Source organism: Dolichospermum planctonicum (genome assembly GCF_005402965.1).
Taxonomy (GTDB): domain Bacteria; phylum Cyanobacteriota; class Cyanobacteriia; order Cyanobacteriales; family Nostocaceae; genus Dolichospermum; species Dolichospermum planctonicum.
In genome coordinates this window covers 42,326-62,221 of the sequence record NZ_BJCF01000025.1, presented here as the reverse complement: position 1 = coordinate 62,221, position 19,896 = coordinate 42,326, and the positions used below count along the sequence as shown (strand labels likewise).

Below are 19,896 nucleotides of genomic sequence, written 5' to 3'. Positions count from 1 at the left end.
AAGTTGTTCCATCTGCTAGGGTAAAGTTTTTAATCGTATTACTTTCATCTATGGTTATCGCTGTGGTAACTAAACTGAGATTACCATCGGTAATGGTATCAATTCCTGCACCACCATCAATAACATTGATTCCTGCCCCCCCGGTAATTACGTCATCTCCATTACCTGCATCAATAGTGTCATTACCATCACCCGCATTAATGCTATCGTTCCCATCTTCAGTATTAATGGTATCGTTCCCAGTACCTGCATTAATGCTATCATTCCCAGCACCGCTATTAATCGTATCATTACCACCACGTGCCGTAATGCTATCGTTCCCTGCACCACCATTAATTGTATCATTACCATCCCCGGTAACGATGGTGTCGTTAGCACTTGTTCCGGTAATTTGGAACCGTTCTATATTACTGAAATTTACTTGGTCACTGTTCCAATTGGTGTTGTAGTAAGCAAAGTAATAACCATTAAAACCACCATTGCCATTGTTATTAGCCTCGCTAGAAATTCCACTGTAGGTATTACTGGAGTAATCTACAACTAATACATCATCCCCTGCTGCTCCATCTACTGTGTCAGATCCTAACCCGGTATTGATGGTGTCATCTCCACTACCTGTATTAAAGCTGTTATTAATCCGTTGACTGAGGTTAATGATATCGTTACCACTACCTGTTGTTGCACTAGTAAACCTTTCAATGTTGGTGTAAGTTGTTCCATCTGCTAGGGTAAAGTTTTTAGTCGTATTACTTTCATCTATGGTTATGGCTGTGGTAACTGAACTGAGATTACCATCGGTAATGGTATCAATTCCTGCACCACCATCAATAACATTGATTCCTGCCCCCCCGGTAATTACGTCATCTCCATTACCTGCATCAATAGTGTCATTACCATCACCCGCATTAATGCTATCGTTCCCATCTTCAGTATTAATGGTATCGTTCCCAGTATCTGCATTAATGCTATCATTCCCAGCACCGCTATTAATCGTATCATTACCACCACGTGCCGTAATGCTATCGTTCCCTGCACCACCATTAATTGTATCATTACCATCCCCGGTAACGATGGTGTCGTTAGCACTTGTTCCGGTAATTTGGAACCGTTCTATATTACTGAAATTTACTTGGTCACGGTTCCAATTGGTGTTGTAGTAAGCACGGTAATAACCATTAAAACCACCATTGCCATTGTTATTAGCCTCGCTATAAATCCCCGGTTGAGGATAATCTGTTCCTGTATAGGTATTACTGGAGTAATCTAGGATTAATAGGTCATCCCCTGCTGCTCCATCTACTGTATCATTTCCTCGTAAGGGACTAATAGTGTCATCCCCAGAAGTTCCTGTAATGGTGTCATTCCCAGCAGTTCCGTCAAAATTCTGCTGCTCTACCTGAATAAGTTGCCCATTTACCGTAATCGTGGCGTGATCATCCTCAGCCTTCAAAGCTTGTAAAGTTGTAGTATCCAGACTGTTACCCTGTACTAAAGCGGCAAAAATCGCCCCTTCATCACCAGCACTATCACTGAGATTGATTTGAGCATCCACATAATGCCCAATTTCCTCTAACAAAACTGCACTAATAGCTTCTGCTGTAGAAGTGGTGAGAAAATTAGCTGATAAATAAATCTGATTATTGCTACTGGCATAAGCCCCATTGGCATTGCCAAGAATGCTACTATCTAAAATCTCAATTTGCGGAAGTTGACTAAAATCACCAGATAGCCACTGTAAACGCAGAATTTCCGCACCGCTACGGTTGTATTGTGTACCAAAAGCGGTATCAAATAAATTCCAGAAGTTGTCTAAATCGGCAAAGGTGCTGAGTTGGTTATATGTCAGCGTCAGGGCAGAGTTGAGTACGGTATTCATGGATTTGATGATTTATTCCTATGGAAATAATGTGACACAAATACTTACAACTGTCAATCTCTACATTCATACTACAAATTATAATCAAGTTGTAAGCTACTATGCAGGTCAAGTTTATCATCCTAAAATAGTTAAAATCTTGATAACTAATACTTTAAATTGAAACCCAGCCTAGTTTAACACTTAGTTTATGTAAGTTAATTATAATACATTATCCCTAAAAAAATGGCAAATTAACAAAATTAAGGTAATTTTAAATTGTTTATATTCCCCAATTTTCAACAACTGTGAATCCTGTACTATTAAATTTCTGGGGTATTTTACAAACTATAGTCGCCAACTATGCGCTAGATAAGTTAAAGATGGAAATAACTGACAATTGACTCTCAAAGGTTGCTTTTCTCATGCTCAAAACAATCACCAGACTTGAATTTGAGAAAATTCTCCCGCTGTTGGGCAGTTTGTGTAAGTATACAATCACTACTTGGGCGTGATATTTCGTCTTGACATTTCGCAAAAATTAACCCAACTTGACTATTTAGCTGCATAGCTATTATTTATTTTAAATTTCCATGTCAACTCTCGTTATTGTCGAATCTCCCACAAAAGCTCGCACTATTCGCAACTACCTACCAAATGATTATCGGGTAGAAGCTTCCATGGGTCATGTTCGTGACCTTCCCCAGTCGGCCAGCGAAATTCCCGCAGCCGTCAAAGGGGAAAAATGGGCGCAGCTTGGGGTAAATGTAGAAGCTGATTTTGAACCGATTTATGTAGTCCCCAAAGATAAAAAGAAAATTGTTACTCAGTTAAAAGAAGCTCTCAAGGGCGTAACTGAACTGATTCTAGCCACTGATGAAGACCGAGAAGGAGAAAGCATTAGTTGGCATTTATACCAATTGCTCAAACCCAAAGTGCCGACAAAGCGCATGGTGTTTCATGAAATCACTCAGGAAGCAATTCAAAAAGCTTTGAAAGACTGCCGTACCATTGATGAGCAGTTAGTCCGCGCTCAAGAAACCCGGCGCATTTTAGACCGATTAGTAGGATATACTCTATCTCCGCTACTATGGAAAAAAATTGCTTGGGGATTATCCGCTGGTAGAGTGCAATCTGTAGCAGTACGCTTATTAGTAACTAAGGAACGTCAACGCCGAGCTTTTCATGAAGGGACATATTGGGATTTAAAGGCTAGTCTAGAGCAGGAAAAAAGTCCTTTTAGCGCGGTTCTGGTGACTCTTGGCGGTACGAAAGTTGCCACAGGCAGCGATTTTGACCCCACAACTGGTAGGATTACCGCAGGTCGCAATGTGGTCTTACTCAATGAAGAGGAAGCGGAAGCCCTAAAAGCCCGCCTAGAAGCGAAAACTTGGACAGTGACCGATATAGAAGAACGTCCAGTCACCCGCAAACCCGCGCCACCGTTTACCACTTCTACATTACAACAAGAATCTAACCGCAAATTGCGGTTGTCAGCACGGGATACAATGCGGGTAGCTCAGAATTTGTATGAGCAAGGGTATATTACCTATATGCGGACGGATTCCGTGCATTTATCTGATCAAGCGATATCTGCCGCCCGCGCTTGTGTAGAACAAAAATACGGTAAACAATATCTGAGTCCCCAACCTAGACAATACACAACTAAATCTAAGGGCGCACAAGAAGCCCATGAAGCGATTCGTCCCGCCGGTAGCAGTTTCCGCACCCCCCAAGAAACCGGTTTGACTGGACGGGAATTTTCTGTATATGATTTGATTTGGAAGCGTACCGTTGCTTCACAGATGGCTGATTCTCGCCAAACTCAAATTACTGTACAAATACAAGTTGAAGATGCTGGTTTTCGTTCTTCGGGTAAGCGCATAGACTTTCCGGGCTACCTTCGCGCCTACGTTGAAGGGTCGGATGATCCTGATGCTGCTTTAGAAGATCAAGAAGTAATTTTACCTGCTTTGAAAGTTGGAGATCATCCCCAATGTCATGAACTGGAAACCGTCAGCCATGAAACCCAACCTCCAGCCCGGTATACAGAAGCAACTCTAGTGAAAACTTTAGAAAGTGAAGGTATTGGTCGTCCTAGTACCTACGCCAGCATTATTGGTACGATAATTGATAAAGATTATGCCCAATTGGTGAATAATGCCCTAATTCCCACTTTTACGGCTTTTGCTGTTACTGATTTGCTGGAAAAACATTTTCCAGATATTGTTGATCCTAGTTTTACTTCTAAAATGGAGCAGACTCTAGATGAAATTTCCACGGGTGAGGCTCAGTGGCTACCCTACTTAAAGGAATTTTATCTTGGTGAGCAGGGTTTAGAAACTTTGGTTAAGGAACAAGAAAGCGAAATTGACGCTAGTAAAGCTAGAACTGTAGAATTAGAAAATTTAGATGCTAAAGTCCGTATTGGTAAATATGGTCCTTATATTGAAGTTACCAATGGGGAGGAAGTATTTACCGCTTCTATCCCTAAAAACCTGACTCCGGCTGATCTTAACCCTAAACAGGTGGAAATCCTGCTGAAACAAAAAACCGCAGGACCTGACCAATTTGGTCGTCACCCGGAAACTGGCGAACCAATTTATATTAAACTGGGTACTTATGGTCCTTACATTCAATTAGGCGATAAAAGCGACGAAAACCCTAAACCCAAACAAGCTTCTTTACTCAAAGGTGTGACCCCCGAAACTCTCACCCTAGAAATGGCTGTCGGTTTATTGTCTCTACCCCGTGCTTTGGGAACTCACCCAGAAACCGGTGGTAAAGTCCAAGCTAGTTTGGGACGGTTTGGACCCTATGTAGTTCATGACCAGGGGAAGGAAGGGAAAGATTACCGTTCCCTAAAATCTACCGATGATGTCTTGACAATTTCCCTAAATCGTGCCTTAGAATTACTCGCAGAACCAAAAAAAGGACGTTCTACGACTAAGAGTAAGTCTAAAGAAGCTTTACGGGAGTTGGGGACACATCCAGAAGATGATGCACCAGTTAGTATCTATGATGGTCCCTATGGTCCTTATATTAAACATGGGAAAACTAATGCCAGTATTCCTGAAGGTGAATCAGTAGAAAATATAACGTTGTCTACGGCTGTTGAATTACTTTCAGCTAAAGCATCTACAAAATCTCCACGCAAAACCACTAAATCAACAACTACTAGAGGGAAAAAAAAAGACGCAGCAAGTTAGATTTAGCAGCAGTTAGGCGGAATAAATTCTTGATCATGACTAATGATCAATAACTATTCCCTATCACCAATTACCCCATGACTAATTAAGGATGTGATAATCTAATAAGTAAGGCAAAACACAAAATTGAAATCTCGTGGTAGTAAATACCATACTTATGGGAATTTGTCAACCATAAGCAAGGCTAAAGTGCGATCATACGCCGGTTTCTGCCACCCTGTTAAATAAAATTGAGGTAGTATCTCAGGAGCGGTCAGTTTAATGGATTATATAGAAAAGGTACTGGAAAAGCTGAAAGAATTAGCTCGGAAGTTAATTGATAGCCTGCTAGGTCCGGAGGCTGAACCGGAACCGGAACTAGTTCCGATTCCTGTCCATGAACGTTCTATGCGCCGTCGCTAAAGTCCTGTAGGTGTGAGAGTTGAATTTACCAGCTTTAAGTATTCTTGTACTGCACGGGCCAAACCTAAATTTGCTAGGACTTAGAGAACCCGGAATTTATGGTTCTTTGACTCTGGCAGAAATTAATCGTTTGTTAAATTCCAAAGCTATGGAGTTACAAACACAAATACTACCCGTGCAGTCAAATCATGAAGGGGTTTTAGTAGATGCTATTCACGGGGCATTAGGATATCATCAGGGGATTGTCATTAATGCCGGAGCTTACACTCATACTAGTGTAGCTCTACGAGATGCGATCGCTGCTGTTAATTTACCTACTGTGGAAGTACATCTGAGTAATATTTATGGTCGGGAAGATTTCCGTCATCATTCTTATATCGCACCAGTGGTAATTGGTCAAATTAGTGGCTTTGGCGCTCAAAGCTATTTGTTAGGCTTACAAGCACTGGTGTCTTATTTAAGGAAGTAAGAGGTCATGGGGAATGGGGAATAGGTAACAGGTAACAGGTAACAGGTAACAGGTAACAGGTAACAGGTAACAGGTAATAGGTAACAGGTAATAGGTAACAGGTAACAGGTAATAGGTAACAGGTAATAGGTAACAGGTAACAGGTAATAGGTAATAGGTAATAGGTAATAGGTAATAGGTAATAGGAAACAAGGGACAACGGACAACGGACTAATTGCCTGATCAAAATTATGCGTTATTCTTTGGTAAATCGGGTTAAGGGTAGTTTTTTGGGAGCTTTTTTAGGTGAGAGTTTAGCTAACCCGAACTGTTGTAATTTGGGTAAAATCGCCGTTTTGGGTACGGAAAGTTTAATTAGTTTGGGGAGGTTGGATGTAGATGATTGGTTAAAGCGTCAAGAACAAGCAGGGATTGAATTAGAAACAAATATTCACTCCTGGGGACAAATAATCTTCGCTACATTACCAGTGGTGATGTTTTTTCATGAAAATCTTATGAAAATGCGAGAAAATATCCTAGAAGTACAAAGAATATTCATATTGAACCAACAACATAGTCCACTGATCACAGATGCTAGTTTAATCATAGGATATGCGATCGCTAAATCCCTGAACGAAAAAATTGACCCTCTCAACCTGATTTCGGAAATAGTTAATTTTTTAGATCAAACATCAAGTTCTTTACCACAACAATTAATAAAAGTCAATGATTTATTAAAAAAAGGAGTGGGACTAGAAACAGCAAGAAAGGAACTGAACAGTCCAGAAACATTAATTAACAATATTGGTTTAGCTTTTTACTGTTTTCTGAGTACCCTAGAAGATTTTTCCTTGACCGTATTCCGCGCTACGAAAAATCATGATTTTGCTCATGACTATATTACGGGTGCAATGGCAGGAGCATTATCAGGGGCATATAACAGTATAGTTGGTATACCAGTAAATTGGCAAATTTCCCCTCCATTCACTAACTCCTCACCATGGGGACTTGATAATTTTTCCCAAATGTTAGAATTAGCCGATAGAATGATGGCGGTGTGGTCTGGAGCATATAACTTTGGTGGTGATTTTGGCGAATTTACAAAGAAAGGATATACTATCTTTGCTGCTCCTAAGATTATACGTAGGCGTGGAAATGATATAGGATTACTATTTGATTTTTGAACAAAATTATGATTTAACCCCATTCAGGCCTTGGTTGAGAGACAATCTCAACTTATGTATTTGTTAGTATTAGTTAGCAAAAAAGTATCGGTTAAATGTAAACTGCTATCCCTCCCTAAGTTAAGCTGTTACGCAGCTAAACTGTATAATCAGAATATGGCTAGATATTGTGGTGGGGGCATACAACGGCCAAGCTCAGTACAAGTCCTGTCCGCTATAATTATACAAATTAAATGCAGTACAGCTGATGATCTAGCTTGGGAAAGGAGGATATATCTGGGGTATTTTGCGGAAGGAAAGATGAAAACGCAGCGATTTTTGCAGTCTTTGAGACAGCAATTAAGGCAATGGCAGGGACAGTATAAAGCGCTATTTCGTAAGGGAAAGTACCACCAGAAACTGCATAAGCATTTTTTCAAGAATATACTTCTGTATTTATCAGCAAATAATCATCAAGGAAAACAGGGAAAACACAGACAGACACAAAGATTAACTGCTAAATTAGTTACTAGAGAGAGTGGCATTGATACAGTTATTTTCAGGTGGGTACATCAAAAACGCTCCTCAACAATTTTGGTATTAGCAATATTCTTACTCACAAGTGTGATAGGAAGTGATTTTTATAACCAACCAAGAATGAAAGTTGGTAGTATTGCCTTACAAACATTTATTGCTCCCTATACGGATAATATTGAAGATAAAGAAGAAACTGAACTGCAACGGAAAGCAGCTATAGATAATTCTGCGCCAGTTTTAATGATTGATAATCAGATCAATCAGCAAATTCATGCACGGTTGGAAAAGATATTAGGCATAAGTAATGAAATTCGGTCAATAGTTGGTATTTTCCCTTTTTTAAATAGTTCAATTTTATCGCCTTATGTTCAAAGTTATCTGAGGTCTTTTCCTGAATTAGAATGGCAAAAGTTAATAGGAATTTTGGATAGTAACAGACAACAAAACACAAAAAAACAAAACTCCAAGCCGCAATTATCATTGTCCAATGGCGTGAGTGACGAGGCTGCTTTCTTGCAAGCATTATCAGAACTAGAAGCTTATCAATTTATGACAACAGAAAGTAATTTTTCTGCCCTGATTACCCAAATATCGCAAGTTAGAAAAAGATATAATCAAGGAATTGAGAAAGCATCACAAATAGAAACTGGTGAGGAAGTAAAACAAGTTTATACAGCACCTGTGCTTTTAGCCTTATCTGATAATGATTGGGCAAAAACACAGACGGGAATTCGTAAAAGTGCAGAACGAATTATTACCCAAGGTATAGCCGCTGGCTTGCCCAAAAGTATTTTACATAATGCAGTTAGTTTACAGGTACAATTATCTGTGCCTAGTGAGGCTGAATCCTTGGCAAAAAAAGTATTATTGGCGGTACTGCAACCAAATCTTAAACAAGATATAGAGCAAACTAAAAAACAAGCTCAAATCCTAGCCAGAGAAATACCATCTGTAATGTTTCCTGTAAAAAAAGGCGAGATAATTGTTAGGAAAGGAGAGAAAATTACACAATTAAAATTTGAGATATTAGCACATTATCGTTTGATTGGTCATCAAGTGAATTGGCTGGGTTTAACAGTTTTAGTAGCGGTTGTCACCGTAGCTATTTGGGTTTTTGTCTGGTTAGAAAGAAAAAGTCATAACTATTTGCGACAACGCGATCGCTTATTAGTTTTATTACTTACTCTCACTGTCCCCGGAGTATTGGCTCTCGGTTTACCCTATACCACCTGGAGCGCCATTGGTTTATTACTAGGCAGTTTCTACGGACCAACTATAGGTGTAATGGTAGCAGGGTTACTGGCGTTAATACTACCAATTACAGTAGATACAAATATTCTAGTGCTGCTGGCGGGGGCTGTGGGCGGAATGTTAAGTGCTTATGTAGCTCATAGATTGCGATCGCGCGAAGAACTAGCATTATTAGGTGTTGTCACGGCATTAACCCAAGGTGGTATATATTTATTATTAAAAATCTTTACAGGTGGGGTATTTGGTTCAGGTTGGTATATCATCCAAGAAGCAGGTTTATTTGCTTTATCTGGTTGGGCTTGGAGTATTGTGGCTTTGGGTTTAAGTCCTTATTTGGAAACGCTCTTTGATGTCATTACCCCTATCCGTTTGGCAGAATTGGCTAACCCCAACCGTCCATTATTAAAGCGTCTGGCTACGGAAGCCCCAGGGACTTTCCAGCATACTTTATTAGTGGCCACCCTGGCGGAAGCTGCCGCTAAACAATTGGGCTGTAATGTCGAATTGGTGAGAGCCGGGACATTGTACCATGATATTGGGAAAATGCACGACCCCTTGGGATTTATTGAAAATCAAATTGGTAGTCCCAATAAACATGAAACAGAAATAAAAGATCCTTGGAAAAGTGCGGAAATTATTAAAAAGCACGTCACAGAAGGGTTAGTAATGGCCAAAAAACACAGTTTACCCACCGCCATTCAGGCTTTTATTCCCGAACATCAAGGAACAATGGCCATTGCTTATTTTTATCACCAAGCCCAACAAATAGCCCAGGAAAATCCCCAGATTGTAGTCAATAAAGCCGATTTTTGTTACGATGGACCCATACCCCAATCACGGGAAACAGGCATCGTCATGTTAGCAGATTCTTGTGAAGCTGCATTACGTAGTCTGAAAAATGCCACTCCAGATAAAGCACTCAATATGCTAAATAATATTTTACGGGCAAAATGGCAAGATGAACAATTAATCGCTTCGGGATTAACTAGGGAAGAAATGCCAAAAATTGCCCAAATATTTGTGGATGTTTGGCAACAATTTCATCATAAACGCATTGCTTATCCTAAGTCAAAAGCTGCTGATTCGTAATTAAGATGAAACTGTCCGGGCTTGAAGTATCTGTTAAACTAAAGATCAGAAAATAACAAAAGGAAGATTATGATGAGCGATCGTGATTATACCTTGATTATTGACAAAAGTGGTAGTATGTCCACACCAGACCAAGTGGGCGGTAGAACTAGATGGGAAATAGCCCAAGAATCTACCATTGCTTTAGCTAGAAAGTGTGAACAGTTTGATCCTGATGGGATTACAGTTTACGTTTTTTCCGGCAAATTTAAACGTTATGATGATGTGACAACAGCTAAAGTCTCCCAGATATTTCAGGAAAATGATCCAGCCGGTACAACTAACTTAGCTGGTGTATTGCAAGATGCCCTGAATAATTACTTTCAACGCAAAGCAGCAGGTAACACTAAACCCAATGGAGAAACAATTTTAGTGATTACTGACGGTGAACCAGATGATCGCAAAGCTGTATTTGAGGTTATTATACAAGCTACCCGACAAATGGAAAAAGATGAAGAATTAGGAATTTCCATGATTCAAGTCGGCTCAGATGCTCAAGCCACCAAATTTCTCAAAGCCTTAGATGATCAATTACAAGGTGTGGGAGCTAAATTTGATATTTGTGATACAATAACCTTGGATGATTTAGAAGACATGAGTTTAACTGATGTTTTAATGAATGCCATCACAGATTAATTAACAAAAATTACTAATATCTAATATCTGGAGAGTTTAGTCATGCTAGAAAACCGTGATTATACCTTGATTATTGATAAAAGCGGTAGCATGGCTACCCCAGATCAAAAAGGTGGAAGAAGTAGATGGGTCGCAGCACAAGAATCAACTTTAGCATTAGCAAGTAAATGTGAACAACTAGATCCAGATGGTATTACCATTTACTTATTTTCTGGGAAATTTAAACGTTATGAGAATGTGACATCTGCCAAAGTTTCACAAATTTTCAAAGAAAATGATCCTTCAGGAACAACAGATTTAGCTGGGGTTCTCAAACACGCTACTGATGATTATTTGCAACGCAAAGCAGCAGGTCAAACTAAACTCAATGGAGAAACAATTTTAGTAGTTACTGACGGTGAACCAGATGATCGTAAAGCTGTAATGAAGGTAATTATTGAAGCTTCTCGTTGTTTGGATAAAGATGAAGAATTGGCTATTTCCTTTATTCAAGTCGGTAATGATCCTCAAGCTACTCGCTTTTTGAAAATTTTGGATGATGAACTGCAAAGTGCAGGTGCTAAATTTGATATTTGCGACACTGTCACCATGGATGATATGGAAGATATGAGTTTATCAGAAGTTTTACTAAATGCTATCACTGATTAACAATAGATTCTCCAGGAATGACAAATATGGATTCCATTGATAAGCTATTAGCTGAAGTCAAAACTGAACATACAGAACCCAAAAACACGCCGCCACAGGCTAATTTAAACCCTGTGAAAGTGGTTTTACCTACTACGAAATCAGATGTATTAATAGATAAACTATTATCAGACGTACAAGCTGATTTTTTGGCAGCTAAAACCGAATATACACAATCTAACTCTAGAAATAGCTTACCGCAAATTCAATTAAATTCACCTCCTCCTAAGTCAGATGGATTTATAGATAACTTATTATCAGACGTACAAGCTGATTTTCTGGAAAAAGACGCAGCCGAAGCACTGCGAAAACAAGAAGAATTAATACAGGAGAAAATTCGTCAAGAAAAACTTAAAGCCAAACAAAGAGAAGCTTTAGAAAAACCCGCCCAAGAATGGTTAGCTAAATTAGATCCTTTATCATCAGAAGGATTATGGTTTGAGAGATTTGCTCAAGGTTATCCTACTAAATTAGCAGCAGCAATTGATTATTTACAAACTAATTCCTGAGTAAGTAAGCCCAATAAAACCGACTTAATCACTCTAGTTCTGATAGCTGGTCTGGTGTAGCCATACGCAATGCAGGATATGGAAATAAATTTTTAAATCCAGCCAAGCGTTCTCCTAATGATTCTGGTGCAATATTCCAAAGACTTTCATAATAGAAAAAAGCTACTCCCAGATCACGTTGTTGGACAGCGCGGACTTGAGATTGAATCTGTTGAATTGAGACTGGCTTAGTTCTTAAACCTGCCATAATTCCGATTCCAGTAGGAATTATTTGTTTAACTTCTTCTATTTCTGGACGGGAAAGCTTGGAGGTAAAACTATCTAAATTCTCCCGATAAACTTGCATGACCAACTCATCTACTATGTTTAATCTTGCCCAATTCAACCAATCTTGCAGTTGAAATTTGTAGGCATAATCATAGTAATTGGGAGAGATAGAAAAAATCATTTTTGGTTTTATCTGCTTAACTGTATTGTTCAGTCTCACCATAAATTCTGTAATCTTATTTGCTCGCCAATTTACCCATTCTGGATCTTTATAATCTTTGGGTGGACTTTTCTGAGTTTCTTTAGTATACAAGTCAACTGTATATTTATCATAGCCAAATTCATGGGGTAAACTGGTATGATCATCAAATTGAATACCATCAATATCATATTTATTAGTAAGTTCTACCAGCAAATCAATAATAAACTGTTGTACTTCTGGGTGAAATGGATTTAACCATGAAACTTCACCAGCAGCACTCACAGATGTTGTACCACCATCTTGTTTTTGTGTTAACCATCCTGGTTTATTTAATGCCAATTCAGAAGTATCAGGAGTCATAAATCCAAATTCAAACCAAGGAATTACCAGTAATTTTTGACGATGAGATTTATCAATTAAATCCGCGAGAATATCATGTCCATCTAGTCCTTTAAATACAAAAGGTTGAATTTCTAAATCCTTGGCTACTTTACTAGGATACATCACATATCCAGCATTCCAAACCACGGGATAGACAGTATTAAAATTGAGTTCTCTGAGTTGGCTTACAGCTTCTTGAACTTTAGCCCGATCTTTGAGAATATTTAAATCATTATTTGTGATCCACACACCACGAATTTCTTGACGTGGTACTTGGGCGTTAACAGGTGTCAAAGTGTTTACCCAAAAAACTGTGATTAAGGAAATTAAAAACCAAGACCGAAATAACGGTTTAAGTAATTTCTGTTGGAAATAGAGGAAAAAATTGTGGTAATTGACTTTCATTTTAATTTGAGAATATGGTAAGAAAATTAACTATATTAAAATTCCTTGATTCACAAGTAGATGTAATTCATGAATTACCCTGACATTTGTTATTTATAGGCAATTATATAGCATTTTGCAGATAAATGACCTAAGAATCTTGTTTTTGTTCTGAATCTTGATTCGCTCATTGGCCAATCACTCCAGAAAAAACATCACAAACATACCACAAATAGTCTAAAAATATATAGGGCTTGCTGAAAAAGTTGTCTGTGAGGGCAGGGAACTCTTAACTCTTAACTGGGAACAGTTTTAACTGTCTGGATATCCTCAATTTTCCAAATCCGACAAAGAAAAATGCAATTCATTTTGAGACACCATTAGCCAAAACCTGGCACTTTTTTGTGGTAAAAATCCGCGAAACCCTTTGTTAATAAATGGTTTTAGGTTTATATGGCTAACGCCACGCTACGCTATCAGCAAGCCTTATATTAGGGCATTAGGGCGGGCAAGATGCCCACCCCACAAGATTTTTATCATTAATAATTAGTAAAAATAATTAAAATAATTAGTAAAAATTATCACATTTAGATATTACTGTATGCCAATTATCCGCCTGCTTTTCGTTACACTAGTAGTGGTAATTTTTAGGTTTTGTGTTATAACCCTGTTGTGCAAATGAACTCGAATGAAAGACCACTCTATGGAACCAGATAAGCTGGCGCGAATAAAAGAGTACGGTGAATTTATCCTCCGCAAAATTGACTCCGTACCCCAACATCCTTCCCAAGATGAAGATTGGGTTCCCATTAGCCTTGATGATTGTCTGCTGCGGCTGCGAGAAGCCGCTGTGAAAACGGTAGAACTGGCAACCTCACCGGTGAAAATCGGTGTCATGGGGGAATTTAGTAGTGGTAAAAGTTTGCTGCTAGGGAGTCTCATTGGTTATGCAGACGCTTTACCTGTGAGTGAAAATCCCACCACTGGTAATGTCACCGCTATTCATATTCAAGCCCAGGATGGTTTTGCAACTACTCAAGTAGATAATTACACTGTAGAATATTTATCCCATGAAGGGGTAAATGAGTGTTTACACTTCATGCTGAAAGAAGCAAACCGTCGCGCTATATCCGCTGGTGTTACACCTTTGCAGGTAGATAAAATTAAGACTGGTAAAGATATTAGTATTTGGTGTGAGGAAGTTTGGAAAAGTTCCAATAATTTAGAGTTGCGTTATTTGCTGCGGGAGTTAGTGCTATTTTTGCGGGCTTATCAGGCTTATGGTGAGGCTTTATCCGGTCGCTTTTACCAAATTGATGGTATTACAGCCCGTGAAGGTTTACAACTGGCAGAAATGCCCCTAGCGATTCAATCTCTTAAATTTGAGGATTTACCACCAGCGCATATTCGCTTATCTAGTGCGCCGCAAAAATTAACTATTCAATTACTACGGAATAGTTTTCTCTTAATTCGTCGTGTTGATATTCAAGTGAAAATATCACGGGAAATTTGGGATCTCACAGGTGCGGAAGAATTTGTGCTGTTAGATTTTCCCGGTTTGGGTGCGGCTAATTCTGGAACTAGGGATACATTTTTATCATTGCGAGAATTGGCGCAGGTACAGACAATTTTAGTCTTACTTAATGGTAAATCACCAGGGAGCGATCGCGCCAATAAAATCTTTACCATGATGCAGCAACAACGCCCTGGACAAGACCTCAAGGATTTAATTATAGTAGGAGTGGGACGTTTTGATCAATTACCTTTAGAAGGTGAGGGAGGAGAAAGGGAACTGGATTTATTAATTGCTAATCAATCTGATGATCAACCATTACAAATAAGTACAGTTTTCCAAAAATTGAAAGTTCTAAAAACTATTATTGATGGCGCGGAAGCATTTACTTCTCAAAAAGACCGAATTGTTTTATTATCGCCATTATTAGGGTTAGCTGAATTAGCCAAACGTTCTAGTCAAGTTAAAGCTGGTTCTGCGGAATTTCTAGCGAATTTAGATTATCCAGATTATTTGGAAAAATCGAGGAAATTACAAGAAAAATGGGGTAATTTAAGCGCGGGTTTACTTGCCGGAGATAGTCGTAATCAGTTAGGAAGACAATTAGGTTATTTCGCTCAAGATGGTGGTATTAGTAAATTAAGAGAATTGATTCAAAGTCATGTTGCTAATCACGGATTAAAGCAATTATATGAAGATACCCGTCGGGCTGCTGATACGATTCGTCAACAACAAGAATATCTTCAAGAAATTCTTGCCGAAATTCACGAACAAGGTATACCTACAAACGATACTCCGGCTTTAATAGAATTAAGATCAGCCATAGAAAGTTTAGATAAAACCTACAGAAACTTTCAAAAAGATTTAGGGAAAGAACAACTCAAAGATAGAAGGGGAATTGTAGTTAGTGATGTGATTAAAGATGAACTAACTTTAAGAATTTTGAATTGGAATCAGTGGACATTATTATTTAATAAAATCCAAAATGGTACAATTACCCTAGCGGAATTTAAAGGTGCAGCCGGAAAATTATTTGATCGAGGAAATCGGGTGAATACCTCCCTCCCAACTAAGAGTGATGACTTTTATCCAGCCTTTGAGAAAACAATTAAAGAACTGGAAAACTTTGCGGGCGATCGCATTCGTCAAGCTGTGATAGACTTATTAAACTCATTAGCGCATAAAATCACCTTAGAACGGGAAAAACTACAAACCATTCTTCAGCCAGAAATGGAACAAGAAATTGAAGAAAAATTTGGATCTGAAGAAGCTGATTTATTTTATAAACTGTTATTAGGATGTGATCCTCGTCAATGGAAAGAAGCCATTATTGCTGAAATCAATAACCATGATCAAACTATCAACCCAGCCAGTATTTTTCCCCTAGCCAGACAAGATGAAAAACACAGTGTAGGACAAATATTTGATTGGTCTCCTGAGAAAAATCAAACCTCATCCAGAAGTGCTAATCATCAACTTTTTGTCTTGCGACTAAGAGATGAAATTACCGCTAGTGCTAATCTCCACTTAGTACAGTATGTCAGTGAAAGTAATCAGCACGTAAATATAGAAATCAATGGAATTTTAGACCAAATAATTCCCAGTTTGCAAAACCTTTCCAAACAAGAAGCACTACTAAGATATATTGCAGCTAGAGATTCACAAGGGGAACTAGCTATTCCCACCTGGTTAGACATTTTAGCAGATATTGCTACAATTAATGAAGCTGAATTATTTATTTATAGCAATCTCCCATAAGATCGTCGACTGCTTTTTCAAATTGTGTAAATAAATGATAAATTGATGTTAGGATTCGGGGATCTGACCTCATTAATTCTGCCTTATTTAATTTATCAGCATTCAGTGATCAACCATCAACTTAAATAAGGACCATTAAAAATGCCTGTGGAAATTCAGATTCCACCTAGTTTTAAATTAGGTGTTAGAGAAAACTCACAGTTGCATCTACCTTCGATTCAAATTGTTGCTGTTAATAGCAACATTCCGTACATTTCTCGAATTAACTGTATAGTGAGGGGGACACCAAATCAATTAGCAGCAAAAATTCAAAGAACCTATAGACAATTTCACTCAGCTACACCCAAACAAATCATTAATATCTGTCAATTAGGACAAGATATATGTCAATTAGATTCACCTTTAATAACATTAGTTGACTGTAGCTTAAAGGTAATTGTTGAATATTTCGACTCTGACAGTGCAGGAAAACCAAACTTGTCTATATCTAAACATATATCCGCCGAATGTGATCTTTGGTTTATACCCAACTTACAAAAATCACCAAATTCATTTACAGGAAATCATCAAGCCATGAACAATTCGCAGTTTGACAGCTATCTGAATAATTTAAGTCAACAACTGAGTGAAAAACTCAACGAAAAACAAAAGAAAAGATTTCCTGGTTGGTTAGCTTTAGATTTTGGTACTTCTAACTCCACAGTTACACTTTTTGATCCCATTGAAGTCCCCATTGCGGAAATTTTACCCAAAGAACAAGAACTGAGATTAAGACAACGCATGACTGAATGGTTAAATTCTCCTCCAGATTTAGCCTTAGTAGATGTTAGTGCTAGTGAGTGGGAAAAGTTCCTAGTTGATATTAGCAAAAACTTACAAATACAACCAGAACAATTAAGTGAGATTTTTGAAAGTGATCACAAAGAATTATTTTTAGAAGCCATTCGACAAATTGAATTATGTTTAGGAACAAGCGATAGATTTCGTCGGGCTGTTAGTAAAAAACTTTATGCTATATATCATGAAGTTTTTCGTGTTCCTACATTAGAATCACAAAATTTAATTCCCGTAATTTTAGATATTGACCGACGCAATACAGAAATTCCCAGTGAAATGGAAGTATCGCAATTAATCCCATTAAAACTACAGATGGGTAGAGACGCAAGAGATAACAGAAAAAAAGCAATAGCCCAGGGAACAACTGTTTCAGTCAAAGAAATTATTAGCAGATTTCATCATTCACCCAAACGCTATTTTGGACAAGATCGATCTTTCCCAATTATCCTAGAAAACGAAGAAGAGAATATTCAAGTTAATCGCCTAATTCAAGCAGCTTGGGCGCAATTAATTGAGTTAACAGAAGATTATCGTCAACGGGCTAGACGCAGGTTTTCTGAAGGCGATTTTTTAACAGCAGTTGTCACTTATCCCACCGTAGCCCCGCCAATAGTTCGCAAAGAAATTAAGCAACTGGTACAAGAATTAGGTATTGATGATGTACAAACAGCTTATGATGAAGCGGTTTCTGTCGCTATCTTTTTTCTGTGGCGAGAATTTGGCGGTAATCTGAATATTGGCATTGAATCTTTCAAAACTCGTTGTCGTCAAAATGGGAATAAATGGTCACAAAATGTTCTGGTTTTAGATATTGGTGGTGGTACAACAGACTTAGCTTTAATTGAACTTACCCTAGAAGATAAAACTCCATTTTTTGCAGATAATGAAGATAGAGGTTTAGGAGGACGTTACTATAAATTAACTCCTAAATTATTAGGTTCTTCAGGACATTTACAACTAGGTGGTGAATTAATTACATTGCGAATTTTCCGCCTATTAAAAGTCGCAATTTCTGATTTTCTTCTCACCGCAGTCACTACAGGTGACATTGAAAGTGATAAATTAGAAGACTTAATTAACTCCGAATTAAACGAACGTTTTTTAGAAGACGGAAAATTTCAAACCGGTAGTTTATTAAAATGTATAGATAAAGAAAATCCCGAAGGTGACGTTGCTTTTAAAGATGCCCTAGATACAGCCGAAAAAGTATTACCAACTCGCTGGCAACAAGCACCCCAACGTCTGCAAACCTTTTACACATTGTGGGATCATGCTGAAGCTGCTAAACTCAAATTAGGACAAAAACAACCCAAGGATGGTTCTTTATTAACCTTCACTTTAAATGAACAACAAATAGGCGAACTTCTAGCCCAAAGTTCAGTTAAATTTCAAGTCAGAAGCCCTGAATCTATTTCCTTAACTTTAGATAATCAGCAATTTGAACGGGCTATCATCTCATCTATTAAAGAAGCAATTGGTATTGCTAAAGGTTTAATAGAAAGTCGTCTCAATTCAGAACCTAATCAAAAAGTAGATTGGTTAATTCTATCTGGAAAAACTTGTAATCTTGATTTAGTTCAACAACAAATTTACGAAGAATTTAGTAAATCACCATATTTTGTTTGGAACCCAGAACGGATTACTTTTGTTTTAGAATTTACAAAACTTGCCACCTCCGCAGGTGCTTGTTATGCCGAAAAATTGCGCCGTTTTCGATTTGATCCTGAAGAATCTAAAAATCTGTTACGCAAGGGCGCAAATCAATTAGAAATTGATGTTAAAAACCTGTTTTATTATCTTCCCTGTAACTTCAAACGCAAAACCCAAAGTAACGAACCATTAGCCATTTTTAGTGCTGGACAAGAACTATATCAACTTGCACCTTTAGACACTGTTGCCAAAGTGCGGACACCTTGGCAGGGTATACAATTAACTAATATTATCCATCGTCAAGATTATGAAAACGGAACTTTTCGCCTGTGGGGAAGTTTCGATGGTAAAATATTAATGGATAAATTGGGCATGGAAGAACAGGAATTTCTCAAAAAAATCAAAATCCAATTTGAGATTGATCAAGCTTTACAATTTAGTGTTTTACTATGTCGAGGTAATCCCCATTACTTAATAGATGTACCTGGTATTAACATTAATTCAGTTATATCTCCGCCGGAAAATACTTTATTTAATGATGGTAATTTAAAATGGAATATAGCCATAGAAAACCCCCAGCATAACTTAAATGATGGTGATATTGCTGTTAATGTTTTAGAAGCAGCCACAGTTGATCAACCTCATGCTTATCATTTAGTATTTGCAGTTGATAATAATAGTAAATCAATGGAAACATTTCATTATTTACAAGATGGTGTCAAAGAACCAGGAACAGGATTAATCAGTAAACCTTTACCACCATTTCCCCAAAGTGGTCAACATACCTTTTATATTTATCAAATTGATAGTCATACAAATACCAAAAAATGGCTGCGAATTGGTACACTGCATAAACCCGATATGATCACAGATTATCCTTGTCAATATCATGTAACTCTTGATCATGCAGGAATATTAAGAATACACGCTGGTGCTGTTCCTTATTGGACATCTAATCATCAACAATGTCTCGAACAAGAAGGATGTGTTTATCGGACAGAATTGGAATTACAACCCAACGAAGTTGATAAAGAACGTGATCCATTTTGCGGTATTCATTAGCTTTAATTCCGTAGGTT

The 19,896-nt window shown here is 38.0% G+C and carries 12 protein-coding genes; 10 read left to right on the top strand and 2 right to left on the bottom strand.

Translation table 11 applies throughout. The features are described 5' to 3' along the window. A partial coding sequence (locus FFO06_RS12230) for a calcium-binding protein (protein WP_137908286.1) occupies nt 1-1,876 on the bottom strand: 1,876 nt, incomplete at its 3' end. 572 nt (nt 1,877-2,448) lie between these two features. Between FFO06_RS12230 and topA the strand changes: the two genes are divergently transcribed. The 8 genes from topA to FFO06_RS12190 all read left to right on the top strand — a co-directional run bounded on the left by topA (nt 2,449) and on the right by FFO06_RS12190 (nt 11,825). After that, the gene (topA, locus tag FFO06_RS12225; protein WP_137908285.1) at nt 2,449-5,064 is read left to right on the top strand and encodes a type I DNA topoisomerase; all 2,616 of its coding nucleotides are present in this window, start codon (nt 2,449-2,451) and stop codon (nt 5,062-5,064) included. A 261-nt stretch (nt 5,065-5,325) separates the two neighbouring features. After that, complete coding sequence (locus tag FFO06_RS21540) at nt 5,326-5,466, top strand: hypothetical protein (protein WP_028089486.1); 141 nt, start codon at nt 5,326-5,328, stop codon at nt 5,464-5,466. 19 nt (nt 5,467-5,485) lie between these two features. Next, nucleotides 5,486-5,935 (top strand): type II 3-dehydroquinate dehydratase, encoded by a 450-nt coding sequence (gene aroQ, locus FFO06_RS12220; protein WP_137908284.1) that lies wholly within the window; start codon nt 5,486-5,488, stop codon nt 5,933-5,935. Between the two features lie 230 nt (nt 5,936-6,165). Further along, the gene (locus FFO06_RS12210) at nt 6,166-7,098 is read left to right on the top strand and encodes an ADP-ribosylglycohydrolase family protein (protein WP_137908282.1); all 933 of its coding nucleotides are present in this window, start codon (nt 6,166-6,168) and stop codon (nt 7,096-7,098) included. Between the two features lie 300 nt (nt 7,099-7,398). After that, nucleotides 7,399-9,954: an HD family phosphohydrolase gene (locus FFO06_RS12205; RefSeq protein ID WP_137908281.1), complete on the top strand. Its 2,556-nt coding sequence runs from the start codon at nt 7,399-7,401 to the stop codon at nt 9,952-9,954. 69 nt (nt 9,955-10,023) lie between these two features. Next, the gene (locus FFO06_RS12200) at nt 10,024-10,629 is read left to right on the top strand and encodes a vWA domain-containing protein (protein ID WP_028083158.1); all 606 of its coding nucleotides are present in this window, start codon (nt 10,024-10,026) and stop codon (nt 10,627-10,629) included. Nucleotides 10,630-10,671: 42 nt separating this feature from the next. Beyond that, nucleotides 10,672-11,277 carry a vWA domain-containing protein gene (locus FFO06_RS12195; RefSeq protein WP_137908280.1) on the top strand — a complete coding sequence of 202 codons (606 nt, stop codon included), beginning with the start codon at nt 10,672-10,674 and terminating at the stop codon, nt 11,275-11,277. A 17-nt stretch (nt 11,278-11,294) separates the two neighbouring features. Further along, entirely contained in the window at nt 11,295-11,825 is a 531-nt protein-coding gene (locus FFO06_RS12190) for a salt stress protein, Slr1339 family (RefSeq protein ID WP_370743727.1), read from the top strand. Between the two features lie 28 nt (nt 11,826-11,853). Here FFO06_RS12190 and FFO06_RS12185 read toward each other — a convergent pair whose 3' ends face one another. Beyond that, a complete protein-coding gene (locus FFO06_RS12185; protein ID WP_137908279.1) occupies nt 11,854-13,080 on the bottom strand; it encodes a glycoside hydrolase family 10-like protein in 1,227 nt (408 codons plus the stop codon). Nucleotides 13,081-13,762: 682 nt separating this feature from the next. On the opposite strand from FFO06_RS12185, the gene FFO06_RS12180 reads away from it, so the two are divergent. After that, nucleotides 13,763-16,330: a dynamin family protein gene (locus FFO06_RS12180; protein ID WP_137908289.1), complete on the top strand. Its 2,568-nt coding sequence runs from the start codon at nt 13,763-13,765 to the stop codon at nt 16,328-16,330. A 141-nt stretch (nt 16,331-16,471) separates the two neighbouring features. Beyond that, nucleotides 16,472-19,879, top strand: a complete 3,408-nt coding sequence (locus tag FFO06_RS12175) for an acetate and sugar kinases/Hsc70/actin family protein (protein ID WP_137908278.1) — start codon at nt 16,472-16,474, stop codon at nt 19,877-19,879. The last annotated feature ends 17 nt before the right edge of the window (nt 19,880-19,896 follow it).